Origin of the sequence: Undibacterium sp. MH2W (genome assembly GCF_049340215.1) — a bacterium.
Lineage (GTDB): Bacteria > Pseudomonadota > Gammaproteobacteria > Burkholderiales > Burkholderiaceae_D > Undibacterium.
Genome location: NZ_JBMPPA010000002.1, coordinates 770,891 through 787,251 on the forward strand (window position 1 = coordinate 770,891; position 16,361 = coordinate 787,251).

Here is a 16,361-nt window from a genome sequence, read left to right on the forward strand (position 1 = left end):
TAGGAATTTTTGAAACACCTGTTTCCACATTAAGTTTAACTTTGCCGTCAGGAGAAAATCATGGGTCAATATATCGCTCCATTGCGTGATATGCAGTTCGTGTTGCATGAATTATTGAATGTTGAATCGGAACTCAAGCAATTGCCAAAGCATGCTGATACCGATGCTGACATCATCAACCAGATTCTGGAAGAAGGCGGCAAATTTACTTCCGAAGTCTTGTTCCCGTTAAATCACTCTGGTGACCGCGAAGGCTGCCACCATGACAAGGCAAATTTCTCTGTCACAACACCAAAAGGCTTCAAAGAAGCCTACAAACAGTTCGTCGAAGCAGGCTGGCCTGCATTGTCATGCGATCCTGATTTCGGTGGTCAGGGCTTGCCATTGGTCGTCAATAACTCATTCTATGAAATGATGAACTCGGCGAACCAAGCTTGGACCATGTATCCCGGCTTGTCCCATGGTGCGTACGAATGTATCCACGAACACGGCACACCAGAGCAAAAAGCACTGTACCTGCCAAAACTGATCACTGGCGAATGGACAGGAACGATGTGCCTGACCGAGCCACACTGTGGTACCGATCTGGGTCTGTTGCGTTCTAAAGCAGAGCCGCAAGCTGACGGTTCCTACAAAATCACTGGCGCGAAGATTTTCATTTCCGCTGGTGAGCACGATATGGTCGACAATATTGTCCATCTGGTGCTGGCACGTTTGCCAGGTGCGCCAGAAGGTTCAAAAGGTATTTCACTGTTTATCGTACCAAAATTCTTGCCTGACGCCGACGGCAATCCAGGTGTACGTAACCCGATTTTCTGCGGCGCGATTGAAGAAAAAATGGGTATCCATGGCAACTCCACTTGCCAAATGAACCTCGATGGCGCAACTGGCTGGTTGATCGGCAGCCCGAACAAAGGCTTGCAAGCCATGTTCGTGATGATGAATGCTGCCCGCCTTGGTGTCGGTATGCAAAGTCTTGGTTTGACCGAAGTTGCTTACCAAAACGCGTTAGTCTACGCAAAAGACCGTATCCAGATGCGTAGCCTGTCTGGTCCTAAAGCACCAGAAAAAGCAGCGGATCCGATCATTGTTCACGCTGACGTACGTCGTATGTTGTTGACGGCAAAAGCATACGCTGAGGGCGCACGTGCATTCTGCTCCTACGTTGCTTTGCAACTGGATAAAGAGCTGAACCACCCAGACGAAGAAGTGCGTAAAGACTGTGCTGATGAAGTTGCTTTGCTCACACCAATCATCAAAGCCTTTATCACTGATAACGCATGGGTTGCTACTTCAGAGTGCTTGCAAGTCTACGGTGGCCACGGCTTTATCGCTGAATGGGGCATGGAACAGTATGTTCGCGATGCACGTATCAACATGATCTACGAAGGTACAAACACAATCCAATCTCTGGATTTGTTGGGTCGTAAGATTTTGATGGACAACGGTGCAAAACTGCGTAAATTCGGCGCGAAAGTACAAGCGTTTGTTGAAGCAAATGGCACGAACGAAGCGATGTCTGAATTCGTCACACCATTGGCTGAATTGGGCGACAAAGTAACCAAGCTGACGATGGAAATTGGTATGAAAGCATTCCAGAATCCAGATGAAGTTGGTGCAGCAGCGGTACCTTACCTGCGCGTCGTTGGTCATTTGGTTTATAGCTACTTCTTCGCACAAATGGCGAAGATTGCTCTTGAAAAAGAAGCATCTGGCGATACGTTCTACAAGGCTAAATTAGCCACAATACGTTTCTACTTTGGCCGTTTATACCCAGAAACAGCGATGCTGATCCGTCAGGCACGCTCTGGTGCAGCAAACGTGCTTTCACTCGAAGCTGATTTGTTCTGATGTAAGTCAACGTAGGATGCCTTAGCGCATCTTCACTCTCTGACCACCGTGTGACAGATCGTGTTACGCGGTGGTCAGAGGCTAATACAAGGAAAAGCCATGACCAATTTCATCGTAAAAAAAGTTGCCGTTCTCGGCGCGGGTGTGATGGGTGCGCAAATTGCAGCGCACTGCATCAACGCAAAAGTACCTGTTGTTTTATTTGATCTGCCAGCAAAAGAAGGCCCAAAAAACGGCATCGTTCTGCGCGCGATTGAAAACCTGAAAAAACTCAATCCAGCACCGCTGGGTAACAAAGACGACGCAGCGCTGATTGAAGTTGCGAACTACGAAGACAACCTCGACGTGCTCGCTGGTTGCGATCTGATCATTGAAGCCATTGCAGAGCGCATGGACTGGAAACATGATCTGTACAAAAAAGTCGCCCCGCACATTGCGCCAAACGCGATTTTTGCATCGAACACATCTGGTTTGTCCATCACTGCCTTGTCTGAAGGTTTTGATGCAGAATTGAAGGCACGTTTCTGTGGCGTTCACTTCTTCAACCCACCACGCTACATGCATCTGGTTGAGTTGATCCCGACAGTAGCAACACGTCCAGAAATCATCGACCAGCTCGAAGGCTTCCTGACGACCTCCCTCGGTAAAGGTGTGGTGCGTGCGAAAGATACACCAAACTTCATCGCTAACCGCGTTGGTATTTTCGGCATGCTGGCAACAATCCATGAAGCCGAGAAATTCGGTTTGACCGTGGATGTCGTGGATGATCTGACTGGTAAAAAACTGGGTCGTGCTTCTTCTGGTACTTTCCGTACAGCAGACGTCGTTGGTCTCGACACAATGGGTCACGTGATCAAAACGATGCAAGATAATCTGGCAGATGATCCGTTCTTCGCTGTCTACAAAACACCTGAAGTTTTAGCAAAGCTGGTGGCAGCAGGCGCATTGGGTTCTAAAACTGGTGCTGGTTTCTACAAAAAAGTAGGTAAAGACATTCAACGTCTGGACTTCGCAACAGCACAATACGTCAATGGCGGCGCAAAAGCCGACGACGTGGTTGCGCGTATGCTGAAAGAAAAAGATCCAGTCAAGAAAATGAAAACCTTGCGTGAATCGACGCACGTTCAAGCGCAATTCTTATGGGCGATCTTCCGTGATGCGTTCCATTACATCGCTGTGCACGGCGCAACGATTGCTGATAACGCACGTGACATCGATTTTGCGATGCGCTGGGGCTTCGGCTGGAACGTCGGTCCATTCGAAACATGGCAAGCGTCTGGTTGGGCAGAAGTTGCTAAGTGGGTAAAAGAAGATATCGATGCTGGTAAAGCACTGTGCAATGCACCGTTGCCAAGCTGGGTATTTGAAGGCCCTGTTGCTGAACACGGCGGCGTTCATACATCCGCAGGTTCTTGGTCTGCAAGCCAATCGACATTCGTTCCACGTTCGACCCTGGCTGTCTACGACCGTCAAGCGTTCCGTGCGCCAGTACTAGGTACAGGTGCAGCAACAGGTGCAAACGCTGGCACAACCTTCTTCGAAGATGAGTCTGTTCGTATTTGGCATCAAGGCACTGAAGCACAACGTGATGACGTGTTGATCTTGTCACTGAAAACGAAGATGCACGTGATTGGCCCTGGCGTCATCGAAGGCATGGAAAAAGCGATTGCTGAAGCTGAGAAAAACTACAAAGGTCTGGTCATCTGGAGTGCAGATGCAGCTGATGGCGGTGCTTTCTCTGCAGGTGCTGACTTGCAAGCAATGTTGCCATTGTTCATGTCTGGTGGCGTTAAAGCAATCGAACCTGCAATTTCACGTTTGCAGAATGCACACCAAGCATTGAAATACGCGAACATCCCAGTCGTCGCGGCGGTTTCCGGCTTGGCGTTGGGCGGTGGTTGCGAATTGTTGATGCACGCAGCAAAACGCGTCGCATCGATCGAATCTTACATTGGTCTGGTGGAAGTGGGTGTCGGTCTGGTTCCTGGCGGCGGTGGCTTGAAAGAAGCGGCAGTCCGCGCTGCAGCCGATGCTAAGGGTACTGATTTGTTGCAGTTCCTGAAAAACTACTTCATGAACGCCGCGACAGCAGCTGTTTCTAAGTCTGCACTTGAAGCGAAGAAGATGGGTTACCTGTCTGAGAGCGATGTGATTGTGTTCAACCCTTACGAATTGTTGCATGTTGCTAAAGTAGAAGCGCGCGCGATGTTTGATGCTGGCTATCGTGCACCAATGAAGAAACTGGTTCCTGTGACCGGTCGTCATGGTATTGCAACAATCGCTGCACAATTGATCAACATGCGTGACGGTGGTTTCATCTCTGCACATGACTACAAACTCGGCAAAATGATTGCAGAAGTTGTTTGCGGTGGCGATATCGACAACGGTAGCCTGGTCAGCGAACAATGGTTGCTCGACATGGAGCGTAAGGCGTTTATGGAATTGCTGAACCATCCAAAAACACAAGAGCGCATTATGGGCATGATGCAAACTGGCAAGCCAGTACGTAACTAATCGGAGTACATAACATGACTAAACAACTTCAAGACGCGTATATCGTCTCTGCTACCCGTACACCGATCGGTAAGTCTGGTCGCGGTATGTTCCGTAATACACGCCCAGATGATTTGCTGGTGCGTGTCATTCAATCCGCCATGGCTCAGGTACCAAACCTCGATCCTAAGTTGGTGGAAGACGCGATTATCGGTTGCTCCTTCCCTGAAGGCGCACAAGGTCTGAACCTGGCACGGATGGGTGTGTTGCTGGCAGGTTTGCCAAACACAATCGGTGGCGTAACGATTAACCGTTACTGCGCTTCTGGTATCACTGCCGTGGCGATGGCTGCTGACCGTATCCGCGTTGGTCAGGCTGACGTGATGATCGCTGGTGGCGTGGAATCGATGTCGATGGTACCAATGATGGGTAACAACCCATCCATGAACATGGCCATCCTCAAAGACGAAAACGTTGGTATGGCGTATGGCATGGGCTTAACCGCTGAAAAAGTAGCGCAACAATGGAAAGTTTCCCGTGAAGCGCAGGATGCCTTTGCTCTGCAATCACACCAACGCGCTATCGCTGCACAAAATGCAGGTTATTTCGATGCAGAGACAACATCGGTGGATATCATCGATCGCGTACCTAATTTATTGACCGGCGAAATCGAACTGAAAACACGCACAGTGACACGTGACGAAGGTGCACGTCCAGATACTTCCTTAGAAGGTTTGGCAAAACTGAAAGCTGTTTTTGCTGCGAAGGGTAGTGTCACTGCTGGTAACAGCTCGCAAACCTCCGATGGCGCCGGTGCTTTGATTCTGGTCAGCGAAAAAATCCTGAAGCAATTCAACCTGACACCATTAGCACGTTTTGCATCCTTTGCAGTGCGTGGCGTTCCACCAGAAATCATGGGTATCGGCCCGAAAGAAGCGATTCCAGCGGCATGCCGTGCAGCAGGCATCACGCAAGATCAGATCGACTGGTTCGAACTGAACGAAGCGTTTGCAGCGCAGTCGTTGGCAGTGGTGCAGGACTTGGGTCTCGACCCAGCAAAAGTCAATCCAATGGGCGGCGCGATCGCTTTGGGTCATCCACTGGGTGCTACTGGCGCGATCCGTTCTGCAACAACGATCCATGCTTTACATCGCAATAACCTGAAATACGGTATGGTCACCATGTGTGTTGGTACCGGTATGGGCGCTGCAGGTATTTTCGAGCGCATGTAATTCGTTTAGGGATTAAACCGTTCTATCCACTAAAAACCGCACAAGCTCTTTGTGCGGTTTTTTTTACAAATCAGCCCCAACACAGGTCGCCGAGCGAGGCTACAATTGGGGCTGTTTTCAGAATCAGCCTCAACCATAAGAAAAGAGACAACCATGACAGATATCCTGACCCACAAAGAAAACGGTGTTCTGACGATCAGCTTTAATCGTCCTGAAAAAAAGAATGCGATTACCGCAGCCATGTACCAGACTATGGCTGATGCCTTGCGTGATGCCGAAACGGATACGGCGGTGCGAGCAATTCTGATCACTGGCAAGCCTGAAATTTTTACTGCGGGCAATGATCTTGAAGATTTCATGAAAAACGCAGGTAGCCTCGCAAAATCGGATAGCGTTCCACCCGTGTATCAGTTTATGCAGGCGCTGAATGATGCAGGCAAACCGGTTATCGCCGCTGTGTCAGGCGCTGCTGTTGGCATTGGTACGACCTTGCTGATGCATTGTGATCTGATTTATCTGGCAGACAATGCAAAATTGTCGATGCCATTCACGCAATTAGGTTTGTGCCCAGAGTTTGCGTCGAGCCTCGTGTTCCAGCAAATCGTTGGTTACCAACGCGCTGCCGAAAAACTGATGCTTGGTGAGGCATTCAGCGCGCAAGAAGCGTTTGAGATGGGCTTCGTCAATAAAGTGTTACCGCTGGCTGATTTGTTGCCGTACGCGCAGCAAGTGGCCGCAAAATTGGTGGCATTGCCTGCTGCTTCGATCCGCACGACAAAACGCCTGATGAAAGGGGCGCAACCTCAGGCGATCGTTGCAAAAATGGCCGAGGAAAATCAACACTTTGCCGCCATGCTCAATGCTCCTGAAGCGAGAGAAGCCTTTATGGCCTTCTTCCAGAAGCGGAAGCCGGACTTCAGTCAATTTAATTGAGGTGGCGTTTGCGATCACCTTGTAGCGATGCCGAGTCATTGTGTTGCTCCAACGTGAAATAGCAATGGGGACCGAAGCAAGGCTGTAAGCAAGACAGCAATCGCATCGGTACGCGAAACAACACATGAAACGAGATAAAGGTCGACAAGCTGTCGGCCTTTTTTTATGATGTTATAAAAATAGCTATTTCATTAAAATTTTTATATATCAAATAGCGTTATCGTTGAAATGTAAACTTACTTGCTTTCCTGCCGCATGTAAGTGCCCCAAAAACAGTTGCTTTGACATTCACTATGATCCTTTACTCACCACGTTGTGTGACGCTGCAGCGCCTGATCAGGCTGCTATTGGCAGCCACGTTATTTCTGACAATGTCTGCTTGGTCCGGCACGCTGCCCGACGCCGAATTGTTTTTCAAAAATGCGAATTTTAGTGGTGCGAAACTATCGCCCAATGCCAAATTTGTCGCCATCCGAATTCCTAATAAAGAGCATCGTGCATCGTTGGTTGTTCTCGATCTAGCGACCATGACACCACAAACCGTCGCCTCGTTTGAAGTGGCGGATGTCGTGATGTTTCAGTGGATTAACGATGAACGTTTGATCCTCAATGCGGGGGATCTACAGGCTGCACAAGCCGATATCAATGACGCACCCGGACTCTATGCTGTCAATCGCGATGGCACCGAATTCAGACAATTGGTGGAAAGAAATGTCGAATATTTAAAATCGGGCTTAGAAGCCAATATTCTGCCATGGAACAATTTTTTTATTGCGGCAAAACAGAACCAAACCGGCAATGACGTCTTTATCGGACAAATTGAAGGATACGGGAAAAATGTTGATCAGTTTTGGCAAGTAAAAACACTCAATACACGTAATGGACGCACGGTGACACTGGATGCGCCTGCATATGCCAATGAGTGGTTTTTTGATAAAGAGGGGACGCTTCGCGTTGTGGTGATTCGTCAAGGACGGATGCGTACTGTGCAATATAGCGATCCATCGACGGGACAGTGGCGCAAACTTGCTGAATTTGATTTTCTGAGCAAGGATGCGTTTGAACCGATCACCTTGGGACCGGATAATGTCTTGTATGTTGCCTCGAATAATGGGAAAGACAAGACGGCGATCTATCGCTTTGATCTCGAACACAATCGTCTACTTCCAGATGCGGTCGTTTCCTCTGCTAAGTATGATATTGATGGAGGACTTCTGTTCAATCAGGATCGATTAGTTGGTGTGCGGTACGAGGTCGATGGCGAAGTAACACAATGGTTTGATCCGGAGATGGCGGCACTGCAAAAAACAATTGATCGCTTGTTACCGTCGACGACCAACCGAATTGACTTTGGCATTCGCGCTGAAACACCTTACGTCGTGATTGATGCATTTTCGGATGTGTTGCCACACACCTTCCTTCTCTTCAATAAAGAGACGAAAAAAATTTCGCGACTGGGCGCTTCTCATCCTGATATCGAGTCGAAAAAAATGTCGAAAATGGATTTAGTGCACGTGACAGCGCGGGATGGCATGGATATTCCCACTTACGTCACCATCCCCAATGGCTCTAGCGGAAAAAATTTGCCCATGGTGGTCTTAGTGCATGGCGGTCCATGGGTGCGCGGTGGTTTTTGGCAGTGGGAGCCCGAGGTTCAGTTTTTGGCATCGCGTGGCTACGTGGTGCTACAGCCCGAATTCCGTGGAAGTGTCGGTTATGGATATCAGCACTTTCATGCGGGATGGAAGCAATGGGGACGGGCAATGCAAGATGACGTTGCAGATGCGGCAAAATGGGCGATAGCGTCGGGTATTGCAGATCCTCAACGTATCTGCATCGCTGGTGCAAGTTATGGCGGATATGCGACGTTGATGGGATTGGTTAATAACCCCGATATTTTTCGCTGTGGCATTGACTGGGTCGGCGTGACTGATATCGACTTGTTATACTCCGTCAAATGGAGCGACACCAATGACGTTCAGAAAAAATATGGAATGCCAGTCATGATTGGTGACCCAGTGAAAGAAGCAGAGCAGCTCAAGGCGGTGTCCCCCTTGGTGCAGGCTGCTCGCATTAAGCAGCCGCTCTTGCTGGCGTATGGCGGTGTTGATGAACGCGTTCCCGAAATACACGGTGAAAAATTATATAAAGCAGTCAAAGTAGGTAATCCAGACGTTGAATGGGTGTCGTACTCTGACGAGGGACATGGATGGCGACTTTTAAAAAATAAAGTCGACTTCTGGACGCGTGTTGAAAAATTCCTAGATAGAAACATTGGCCAACATTGATCTGCCATTGTTATATGGCAAAACAAGAACTGGCGGGTTGAATCTGGTGACTGACTCTGCTGGACTAATAAGCGACTCGTTTTCCGATGAAAACAAAAATAAAAATACAGGTACCTCTATCCAAGCCACGTAATCCGCTGGCCTTAGCGGCACGAATGCGCAACGCGGGGGCGCATGAGGCACCGCATCCGCAGCGCACTGCACGCAGAAAGGCCCGTCAGAGCTTACGATTGCAGGGATTGCGTGATCGAGAAGAGGACGACTCGACGAGCAGTGATTAAAGATTTCTGGAATGAAAGTTTGTGAACATTTTTTTAAATAGATGTTGAATTTTCTAGCTTTTTGAATAATACTAAGTCTCAGGAGATGCGTTTAGTGCTGAGTGACAGTAGTGCCTTTGCTGTGAGTGGCGGTTTCAACGATGGCGAAGAAAGTCATCGAATTCATCAGCGTTGATGTGCTTTCGCACTGAATGTCAAAGTTAGGTAAATCAATAAAAGCCAAATGGGTTCACGCCTGATGCAACAGAGACTGAATCTGGTGTGTCTGCATCACATTAGCGTGTGCTCATGATGGTGTGGCGAGGAGTATGGTCTTCTCGTCAGATACGCTTCATTTCCAAAGGCAGGTCATTATGGCTTCCGTCACGTTTGATGCTTCACATCCTCGTCAGATCAAAATTCGCTGGAACGATTTTGAACATGGTTTTGTGATTAATGGACAAAATCTCGGGCGACATGGTGAGGCAATCGCCATACATTTTTTTCGTTTTTCATCGAGCTGGTTTTCTCGTGGCAGTGACATCACAGAACAACATCAGCGACTATTCATTGGTCCCGCCAATGAGCGTGCAGCGATTCGCTATGCGATTCGTAAAGACCCGCAACATCCAGAGTGCTTATTGATGGAGGGTGAATTTTCTGTCACAGGAATCGATCAAGTGGTGATGCAGCCAGACCTGAATAGTGACGTGACGCCAGAGTACGGTGATGGGGAGATTTCCGGCGAGTTCATCGCGCCATTTCTCTTGGGGCATTGGCTTGTCGCGTTTTCAGAAACGAAAAAGCCGCAGTTGGTCGTGTCATCTCCATCGGTCCCTCTCGTGTCTGGACCGGCGATCATCTAGTGTTTCGTGTGCACCAATTATCGAAAAAAAGCACCTCGTGAGGTGCTTTTTTTTGGGGAGTTGACCACCAACAGCAGAGGTTTATTTTCCCGCTGCTTTTGCTTGATCTCGGATCGTGGCGAGACTAGCGCCAGGTGTGATGAGATTGCCGTCGTAGCGCAATTCAATTAACGCAGGAAGTTGCTTCTCACGGCTGAAGGTGAGCGCGCGCGCAAGTGCTGGCGCAAATTCGGCTGTTGTGAGAACAATTTCACCACTGCCGCCATACGCCCGCGCTAAGGCGGCGAAGTCTGGATTATGTAATTCAGTACCAGAAACACGTGCAGGAAATTCGCGTTCTTGATGCATACGAATGGTGCCATACATCCCATTATTGAAAACCAGTATCACGACACCCGCTTGATATTGCACTGCAGTCGCTAACTCTTGACCATTCATGAGGTATTCGCCATCCCCCGCGAAGGTAATGACGGTGCGTTGTGGATCGATGATTTTTGCAGCGATACCTGAAGGTACGCTGTATCCCATCGCGCCGGAAGTAGGGGCGAGTTGGGTACGGAATCCACCGTAACGGAAATAACGATGTGCCCAAGTCGCATAATTGCCAGCACCATTCGTAATAATCGTGTCCGGTGGGGTCTGGAGCATGAGGTCTTGCACGACCTGCCATAAATTGAGGGGGGCGTTCTCCTGCGCGAAAATAGCAGGCTCGGTTTGCCACGCTAACAGCTCTGCTTTTGCTTCTTGGACTGTGTGTGCCCATTGTGCAGAGGCATCGAGTGCCTCCATGTCAGCAAGTGCTTCAGCAATTTCCTTCATGCCACTGTTGATCATGAGATCGGCTTGGTAGACGCGTCCCAGTTCTAGTGCGTCGCTATGGATGTGAATCAGCTTCTGTTGTGGAATAGGTGCATGAAGCACGGTATATCCGCCCGTTGTCATCTCACCTAAACGTGGTCCGATAGCAATCACCAAGTCAGCGTCTTTGATCCGTTGTGCGAGTTTTGGGTTGATACCGATACCCACATCACCAATATAGTTGGGATGTTGGTTATCGATCAAATCTTGGAACCGGAATGCGCACGCCAATGGCAACTGGTTACTACTGGCAAAGTCACGGATGTTATCTGATGCAGCTTTATCCCATCCACTGCCACCAATCAACAAGATAGGTCGTTTTGCTTCACCCAGCATTTGGCGAAACCGCGCTAATTGCTGCGGCGATGCTGATGCTTGCACGGGGGTATAGCAGCGCGTATCGGGTACATCAGCGACTTGTGCCAACATATCTTCTGGTAACGCCAGTACAACGGGGCCGGGGCGACCGCTGGTTGCAATTTGAAAGGCACGTGCAATGTACTCTGGAACACGATCTGCGCGATCAATTTGAGCCACCCACTTCGCCATTTGTCCAAACATACGTCGATAATCGATTTCCTGAAACGCTTCACGTTCAACAAAATCATTGCCGACTTGTCCGATAAAGAGAATCATTGGCGTGGAATCTTGGTAGGCCGTATGCACACCGATTGAGGCATTCGTTGCGCCCGGTCCGCGTGTCACGAAACAAATCCCTGGCTTGCCGGTCATTTTCCCGTAAGCATCTGCCATGAATGCGGCGCCACCTTCTTGGCGGTTGATGATGAAGCGAATAGGGCTATCGTGCAGCGCATCCAACACAGGGAGGTAGCTTTCCCCTGGCACACCAAAAATAGTATCTACACCATGGACTTGCAATGCATCGACGATGAGCTGACCGCCTGAACGAGAATTCGACATGATAGAAATGAGGAGCAAGGAAAAGCAGTAAGCTACCAGAAACCTTACAAAATTTGCAGTGGTTCTGACGGAAAACGCGGAAATCTGTCGTTCTGAGTGCGCTTTGATACAGGGTAAGTGGGTACTGACTGTCACTGGACTTACGCATTCTGAGGTAGAATAGAGGGTGAAGCAGGCCAGACAATCGCTGGTTGCCATGGCAACATGGTGACGGGAGGAAGGTCCGGACTCCATAGAGCAGGGTGACGGCTAACGGCCGTACGTTGAAAGCCAAGGCGCGAGCTGAGGTATAAGGCGAGGAATAGGGCCACAGAGACGAGTCTTTGGGGACGTAGTAGGGCGCAAGCTCATGCTAAACCACAAAGGGTGAAACGCGGTAACCTCCACCCGGAGCAATTTCAAATAGGCACGCGTTGAGGCGGCTCGCGGAGCGTGCGGGTAGAAAGCTTGAGCGGCGGAGTAATCCGTCGCCTAGAGGAATGATTGTCATAGCAAAGGGTCGCAATACCTGATGCCGTAACAAAATCCGGCCTATCGGCCTGCTTCAATTTATTCTTTCGACGACAGCCAAGATTTTCCTCGCTGCCGTTATCATCCATGGTCAGCCGTGCCAGTATGCGTTGATCAGGAAACCTGTTATTCAGGCGAACCTTAGTTAGTCTCTCCCCCGTGCCCGGTGCCTCGTGTCGATAGTTTTCCAATTGATATCGTCTGTTTTCTGAATTGCTCTTCGCCGCACTGGGCATGCCGTTGTAATTTTCGATTGTAAAACAGATATTTTTAATGCAGCCTATGTCGCTTGTAGGAAGGCTTCATGGTACTGTAGACGCATCGAAAAATCCGCGTTTTACCATACAAACGACTCGGGGGTTTTCAAAAAACGATGGCGATGCAGTTTTCTGAAATTCTGGTGTTAAACTAGTATCACTATCGGTGTAAATCGATTTTGATCCGTTTCCTGATTTCTCCGGATGACGTCAGGAGTCATGACAACCCCACACATCTAAATATTGCAGGCGCATGGAGAATCAGGGCATAAAAAAACAGCGTGAAGTGCCACTCACGGTCGTTGTCATCTGTGTGTGCCTGATCGTCGCGGCAATCGTAACGCAGAGCTGGTGGTCTATCCGGGAGGATAAAACCCTCACTCTTGCCGATGCACAGCAGCACAGCTATTTTACGGTGAGGATTCTGGAAGAGCATGCCAGTCGTGCTTTTAGCGAGGCGACCCGGGCATTGGATGTCACTGCGAACGAAATTCGTGTACTTCAGGTAGAGTCCTCTTCGCATGACGCTGAAGTGCAGAAAATCGTCTCCAGTCAATACCACGAATCGCAATTTATTTATTCTTTGTCTTTTTTCGACAATCTGGGCGTGCGTCGGTTTTCAAATCGTCCTTTCCAGGATTTGTCCAATAACGGTAAACCACTGAGCCACATTGAGGGCTTGGTCAAGCGTCCTGCTTTTTCTGATTTAGTCATTGGTACATCGCGCAAATTAACCGAAGCGGATCAATGGATATTGCCCATCGCACGGCACGTCTATGATCAGCAAGGGAAGGCGCTTGGTATTCTTGAAGTGGATATCCGGCTTGCCTATTTCCAAGATTTCTATGAAATTGTTGCCCGAGGCAGCGCGGCAGGCATCTCGGTGCACGACCAACATGGCAATATCCTTGCGAGAGCACCATTTGATCCGATTTTCCTTGAGCGGCCGTTAGTGCAGTCTGAACTGCTATCCGCCTTTGCTGAGGTGTCAAGTGAAGGTTCACTCGTTGGTGGTTCACTGATTAATGGCAGTGGAGAATATCTTTACACTTACCGGAAAATAACCGGCGCACCACTGACGCTTGTCTATGAAAGGAACATGGACAGTATCCTGCTTGATTGGAATAAACGGTTATACCAGCGGATCATGTTCACCTCTTTAACGGTGGCATTCATTCTGGTTCTGGCATTGATTCTCATGTGGCAGTTGAAGCGTTTGCAGGTCTCACGGGCGAAATTTATTGCCAGCGAAGATCGCTATCGGATTCTATTCACTGGCGCCCAAGATGCCATCATGATTATTAGCAAATCGCACCAGTACGTCGATTGTAATCATGCTGCAGTGGCATTACTGGGGGTGCAATCGGAAGCCGATGTCATTGGAAAGAAGGTAGGGAGTTTTTCTTCAGCGGTGCAATCCGTAGACGGTTTTGAGTCTACTGACAAGGAAACCCTTATTGCTTCACTGATTGATTTAGCTTTTAGTGGTAAAGCGCAGTGTTTTGAATGGCGGTTGATTAAAAATGGCGCACCGTTTTACAGTGAAGTTTCTCTCAGTCCCGTTGAGATTGATGGAGAGATTCTGCTCTTTTGCGTGGAGCGTGATATTAACGCTCGCAAATACACTGAGCGTCTTCTAGAGGGGCAAAATCGTCTCTTGCAATTTATTGGCGCCAATGAAGATCCTGTTTATATCCTCAATGCCGTGTGTGATTTCGTCAATGAAATGCGTCCTAGCTGGTGCGTTGGCTTGCAACTATTGTCGGATGACCAGCGTACGTTCTCGCAAGGTATTGGGCAGCAATTTCCGGAGATTTTGGTCTCGCAGATGGAGAATATGCCGGTAACGCACGGTAACGGTATCTGGAGTGATGCCGTACTGATCGCGTGCCCGGTACAAATTGAAAATTTACAGCAGGCCCCTTGCATGCAGTTCGTGAATGGACTGGAAGATCTGTCTGAATTTGAATCAAGCATGGCATGGCCTCTGATGGATAAGCACGGCCAAGTGCTTGGTAGTTTCACGGTGCTTTTCCCTGATGTGCCGACCATGACGGAAGAAGACATGGGTTTGATCGGCATTATGATTGAAATTGCCACGATTGCAATCGAGGGCCGTCGCTCAGAGAAAAAGATCTTACAACTCGCGCATTACGATGAGCTAACAGGTTTGCCGAATCGCTTCCTGTATAACCAGCATCTTGCCAAAGCCCTCTCTCTCGCGGAACGTAACCGTACGCGATTGGCGGTGTTATTCCTTGATCTGGATCGCTTCAAAAACATCAATGACACTTTTGGTCATGATGAAGGCGATAAGGTCTTAAGGAGTGTTTCTCAACGCTTCCGCCATACACTGCGTGAGTCTGATATCGTCGCCCGAGTTGGTGGGGATGAATTTATCTTATTGATTGACCAGTTTAATGAACCGCGTGATCTGGGAGATATCGCCGATAAATTATTGTTTGAAGCGTCACAGCCCTTCGAAATTTATGGTCAGGAATGCCAACTCAGCGCAAGTATTGGGATCGCGACATTCCCAACCGACGGTAGGGATGCGCAAACCTTGCTGAAAAACGCAGATATCGCGATGTACCGCGCCAAGAACAAAGGTAAAGATAATTTCCAATTTTATGCGTCTGAAATGAATACGCATACCGTTGAGCGTCTGGCGTTTGAAGCGCGCTTGCGCAAAGCCCTCGAACGTCGGGAATTCGTGGTCTATTATCAGCCCAAGGTGTCCGTGTCGACGGGATTGATCGTTGGTGCAGAAGCGTTGGTGCGTTGGAATCATCCGGAGCGCGGTATTTTGTACCCTAATGATTTCATTATGCTAGCAGAGGAGGCGGGCTTGATTCCGCGTCTCGGTATGCTGGTATTGGACGTTGCTTGCCGCGATGTCCTCACGTTCCGCCAGCTAGATCATCGTTTTGGGCGGATCGCCATTAACCTCTCTGGATCGCAGTTCAATGATCATCAATTGCTCGATGAGGTGAAAAGTGTTGTGGAATTCTGGCGGGTGCCTGCCAATGCCATTGAGTTTGAGATCACGGAAAGTATGGTGATGCATAACCGTGAGCAAGCGATTATCTTGATGGATGGGTTTAAAGAGGCCGGCTTTACCTTGTCTATTGACGATTTTGGTACTGGTTATTCATCGCTCGCTTATCTCAAGCGATTCCCCGTCGATAGTGTGAAGGTTGACCGTTCCTTTATTAAGGACATTCCAACAGACCCGAACGACACCGCCATTGTGCTAGCGATCGTTGCGATGGCACACACTCTGGGACTAAAAGTGATTGCCGAAGGCGTTGATGCCGAGACGCAACTCGATACCTTGCGTGATTTTAAATGTGATGAATACCAAGGTTTCTATTACAGCAAGGCGATTTCAGCCAAGGATTTCCAACATTTGCTGCAAAAACAGGCAAAACTTGACATGGTGACTTAGTTTTTGTTGTTGAAAGCTTATTAAAGTTAAGTAGGTACTCACTTGGTCTACGCGATTGATTCTTCATCCACGCTTATTTTGTCCTGTGGTAATGGGGCGAATGTAAGTGTCGGCATCATGTTTCTATGATCGTCTAATTTCTAGTATTTTTCATTTTTCTTGGCCGTTATTTTTGATCACGTACATCACTGTATGTGACAAGCTACTTTCAGAATATTTCGTAAGTTATTAATTTATTGGACTATTTCAAAAAAGTGCTTTCGAGGTAATTACGCTAAGTCATTGACTTCATTAAAGAAATTCAAAATTTGCGTTGTAATTTTACTTGACCACGTTCAAGTCATCCTCTAAAGTGGGAATCAGTGTGAAAAAGTGTATTTTTGTGGGATAAATTCCCTGCAAAATGTTTTTTTTCACCAGACTTCTTATATCAATCAAAGTCCA

General features: G+C 48.5%; 9 protein-coding genes and 1 other RNA gene. 9 read left to right on the forward strand and 1 reads right to left on the reverse strand.

What is annotated here, in order from left to right:
• Positions 1-60: 60 nt before the first annotated feature.
• The 7 genes from ACO0K2_RS07745 to ACO0K2_RS07775 all read left to right on the forward strand — a co-directional run bounded on the left by ACO0K2_RS07745 (position 61) and on the right by ACO0K2_RS07775 (position 9,923).
• Positions 61-1,851: an acyl-CoA dehydrogenase C-terminal domain-containing protein gene (locus tag ACO0K2_RS07745; protein WP_423017389.1), complete on the forward strand. Its 1,791-nt coding sequence runs from the start codon at positions 61-63 to the stop codon at positions 1,849-1,851.
• A 99-nt stretch (positions 1,852-1,950) separates the two neighbouring features.
• On the forward strand, positions 1,951-4,365 hold the full coding sequence (locus ACO0K2_RS07750) for a 3-hydroxyacyl-CoA dehydrogenase/enoyl-CoA hydratase family protein (protein WP_423017391.1): 2,415 nt from the start codon (positions 1,951-1,953) through the stop codon (positions 4,363-4,365).
• 14 nt (positions 4,366-4,379) lie between these two features.
• Positions 4,380-5,576: an acetyl-CoA C-acyltransferase gene (locus ACO0K2_RS07755; protein ID WP_423017393.1), complete on the forward strand. Its 1,197-nt coding sequence runs from the start codon at positions 4,380-4,382 to the stop codon at positions 5,574-5,576.
• Between the two features lie 153 nt (positions 5,577-5,729).
• The gene (locus tag ACO0K2_RS07760; protein WP_423017395.1) at positions 5,730-6,509 is read left to right on the forward strand and encodes an enoyl-CoA hydratase; all 780 of its coding nucleotides are present in this window, start codon (positions 5,730-5,732) and stop codon (positions 6,507-6,509) included.
• Positions 6,510-6,802: 293 nt separating this feature from the next.
• Positions 6,803-8,797, forward strand: coding sequence for an alpha/beta hydrolase family protein (locus tag ACO0K2_RS07765; RefSeq protein WP_423017397.1), 1,995 nt, complete (start codon positions 6,803-6,805; stop codon positions 8,795-8,797).
• An 86-nt stretch (positions 8,798-8,883) separates the two neighbouring features.
• On the forward strand, positions 8,884-9,078 hold the full coding sequence (locus tag ACO0K2_RS07770) for a hypothetical protein (protein WP_423017399.1): 195 nt from the start codon (positions 8,884-8,886) through the stop codon (positions 9,076-9,078).
• Between the two features lie 353 nt (positions 9,079-9,431).
• Complete coding sequence (locus ACO0K2_RS07775) at positions 9,432-9,923, forward strand: hypothetical protein (protein ID WP_423017401.1); 492 nt, start codon at positions 9,432-9,434, stop codon at positions 9,921-9,923.
• Positions 9,924-10,004: 81 nt separating this feature from the next.
• Here ACO0K2_RS07775 and ACO0K2_RS07780 read toward each other — a convergent pair whose 3' ends face one another.
• Entirely contained in the window at positions 10,005-11,702 is a 1,698-nt protein-coding gene (locus ACO0K2_RS07780) for a thiamine pyrophosphate-binding protein (protein WP_423017403.1), read from the reverse strand.
• Between the two features lie 168 nt (positions 11,703-11,870).
• On the opposite strand from ACO0K2_RS07780, the gene rnpB reads away from it, so the two are divergent.
• Together rnpB and ACO0K2_RS07790 are read left to right on the forward strand one after the other, a co-directional pair.
• Positions 11,871-12,252, forward strand: an RNA gene (rnpB, locus tag ACO0K2_RS07785) — RNase P RNA component class A.
• A 470-nt stretch (positions 12,253-12,722) separates the two neighbouring features.
• Positions 12,723-15,917, forward strand: coding sequence for an EAL domain-containing protein (locus tag ACO0K2_RS07790; protein WP_423017405.1), 3,195 nt, complete (start codon positions 12,723-12,725; stop codon positions 15,915-15,917).
• Positions 15,918-16,361: the final 444 nt, after the last annotated feature.

Coding starts and splice junctions, on each gene's coding strand:
- ACO0K2_RS07745 (WP_423017389.1), top strand. CDS start 61: ATGGGTCAATATATCGCTCCATTGCGTGATATGCAGTTCGTGTTGCAT.
- ACO0K2_RS07750 (WP_423017391.1), top strand. CDS start 1,951: ATGACCAATTTCATCGTAAAAAAAGTTGCCGTTCTCGGCGCGGGTGTG.
- ACO0K2_RS07755 (WP_423017393.1), top strand. CDS start 4,380: ATGACTAAACAACTTCAAGACGCGTATATCGTCTCTGCTACCCGTACA.
- ACO0K2_RS07760 (WP_423017395.1), top strand. CDS start 5,730: ATGACAGATATCCTGACCCACAAAGAAAACGGTGTTCTGACGATCAGC.
- ACO0K2_RS07765 (WP_423017397.1), top strand. CDS start 6,803: ATGATCCTTTACTCACCACGTTGTGTGACGCTGCAGCGCCTGATCAGG.
- ACO0K2_RS07770 (WP_423017399.1), top strand. CDS start 8,884: ATGAAAACAAAAATAAAAATACAGGTACCTCTATCCAAGCCACGTAAT.
- ACO0K2_RS07775 (WP_423017401.1), top strand. CDS start 9,432: ATGGCTTCCGTCACGTTTGATGCTTCACATCCTCGTCAGATCAAAATT.
- ACO0K2_RS07780 (WP_423017403.1), bottom strand. CDS start 11,702: ATGTCGAATTCTCGTTCAGGCGGTCAGCTCATCGTCGATGCATTGCAA.
- ACO0K2_RS07790 (WP_423017405.1), top strand. CDS start 12,723: ATGGAGAATCAGGGCATAAAAAAACAGCGTGAAGTGCCACTCACGGTC.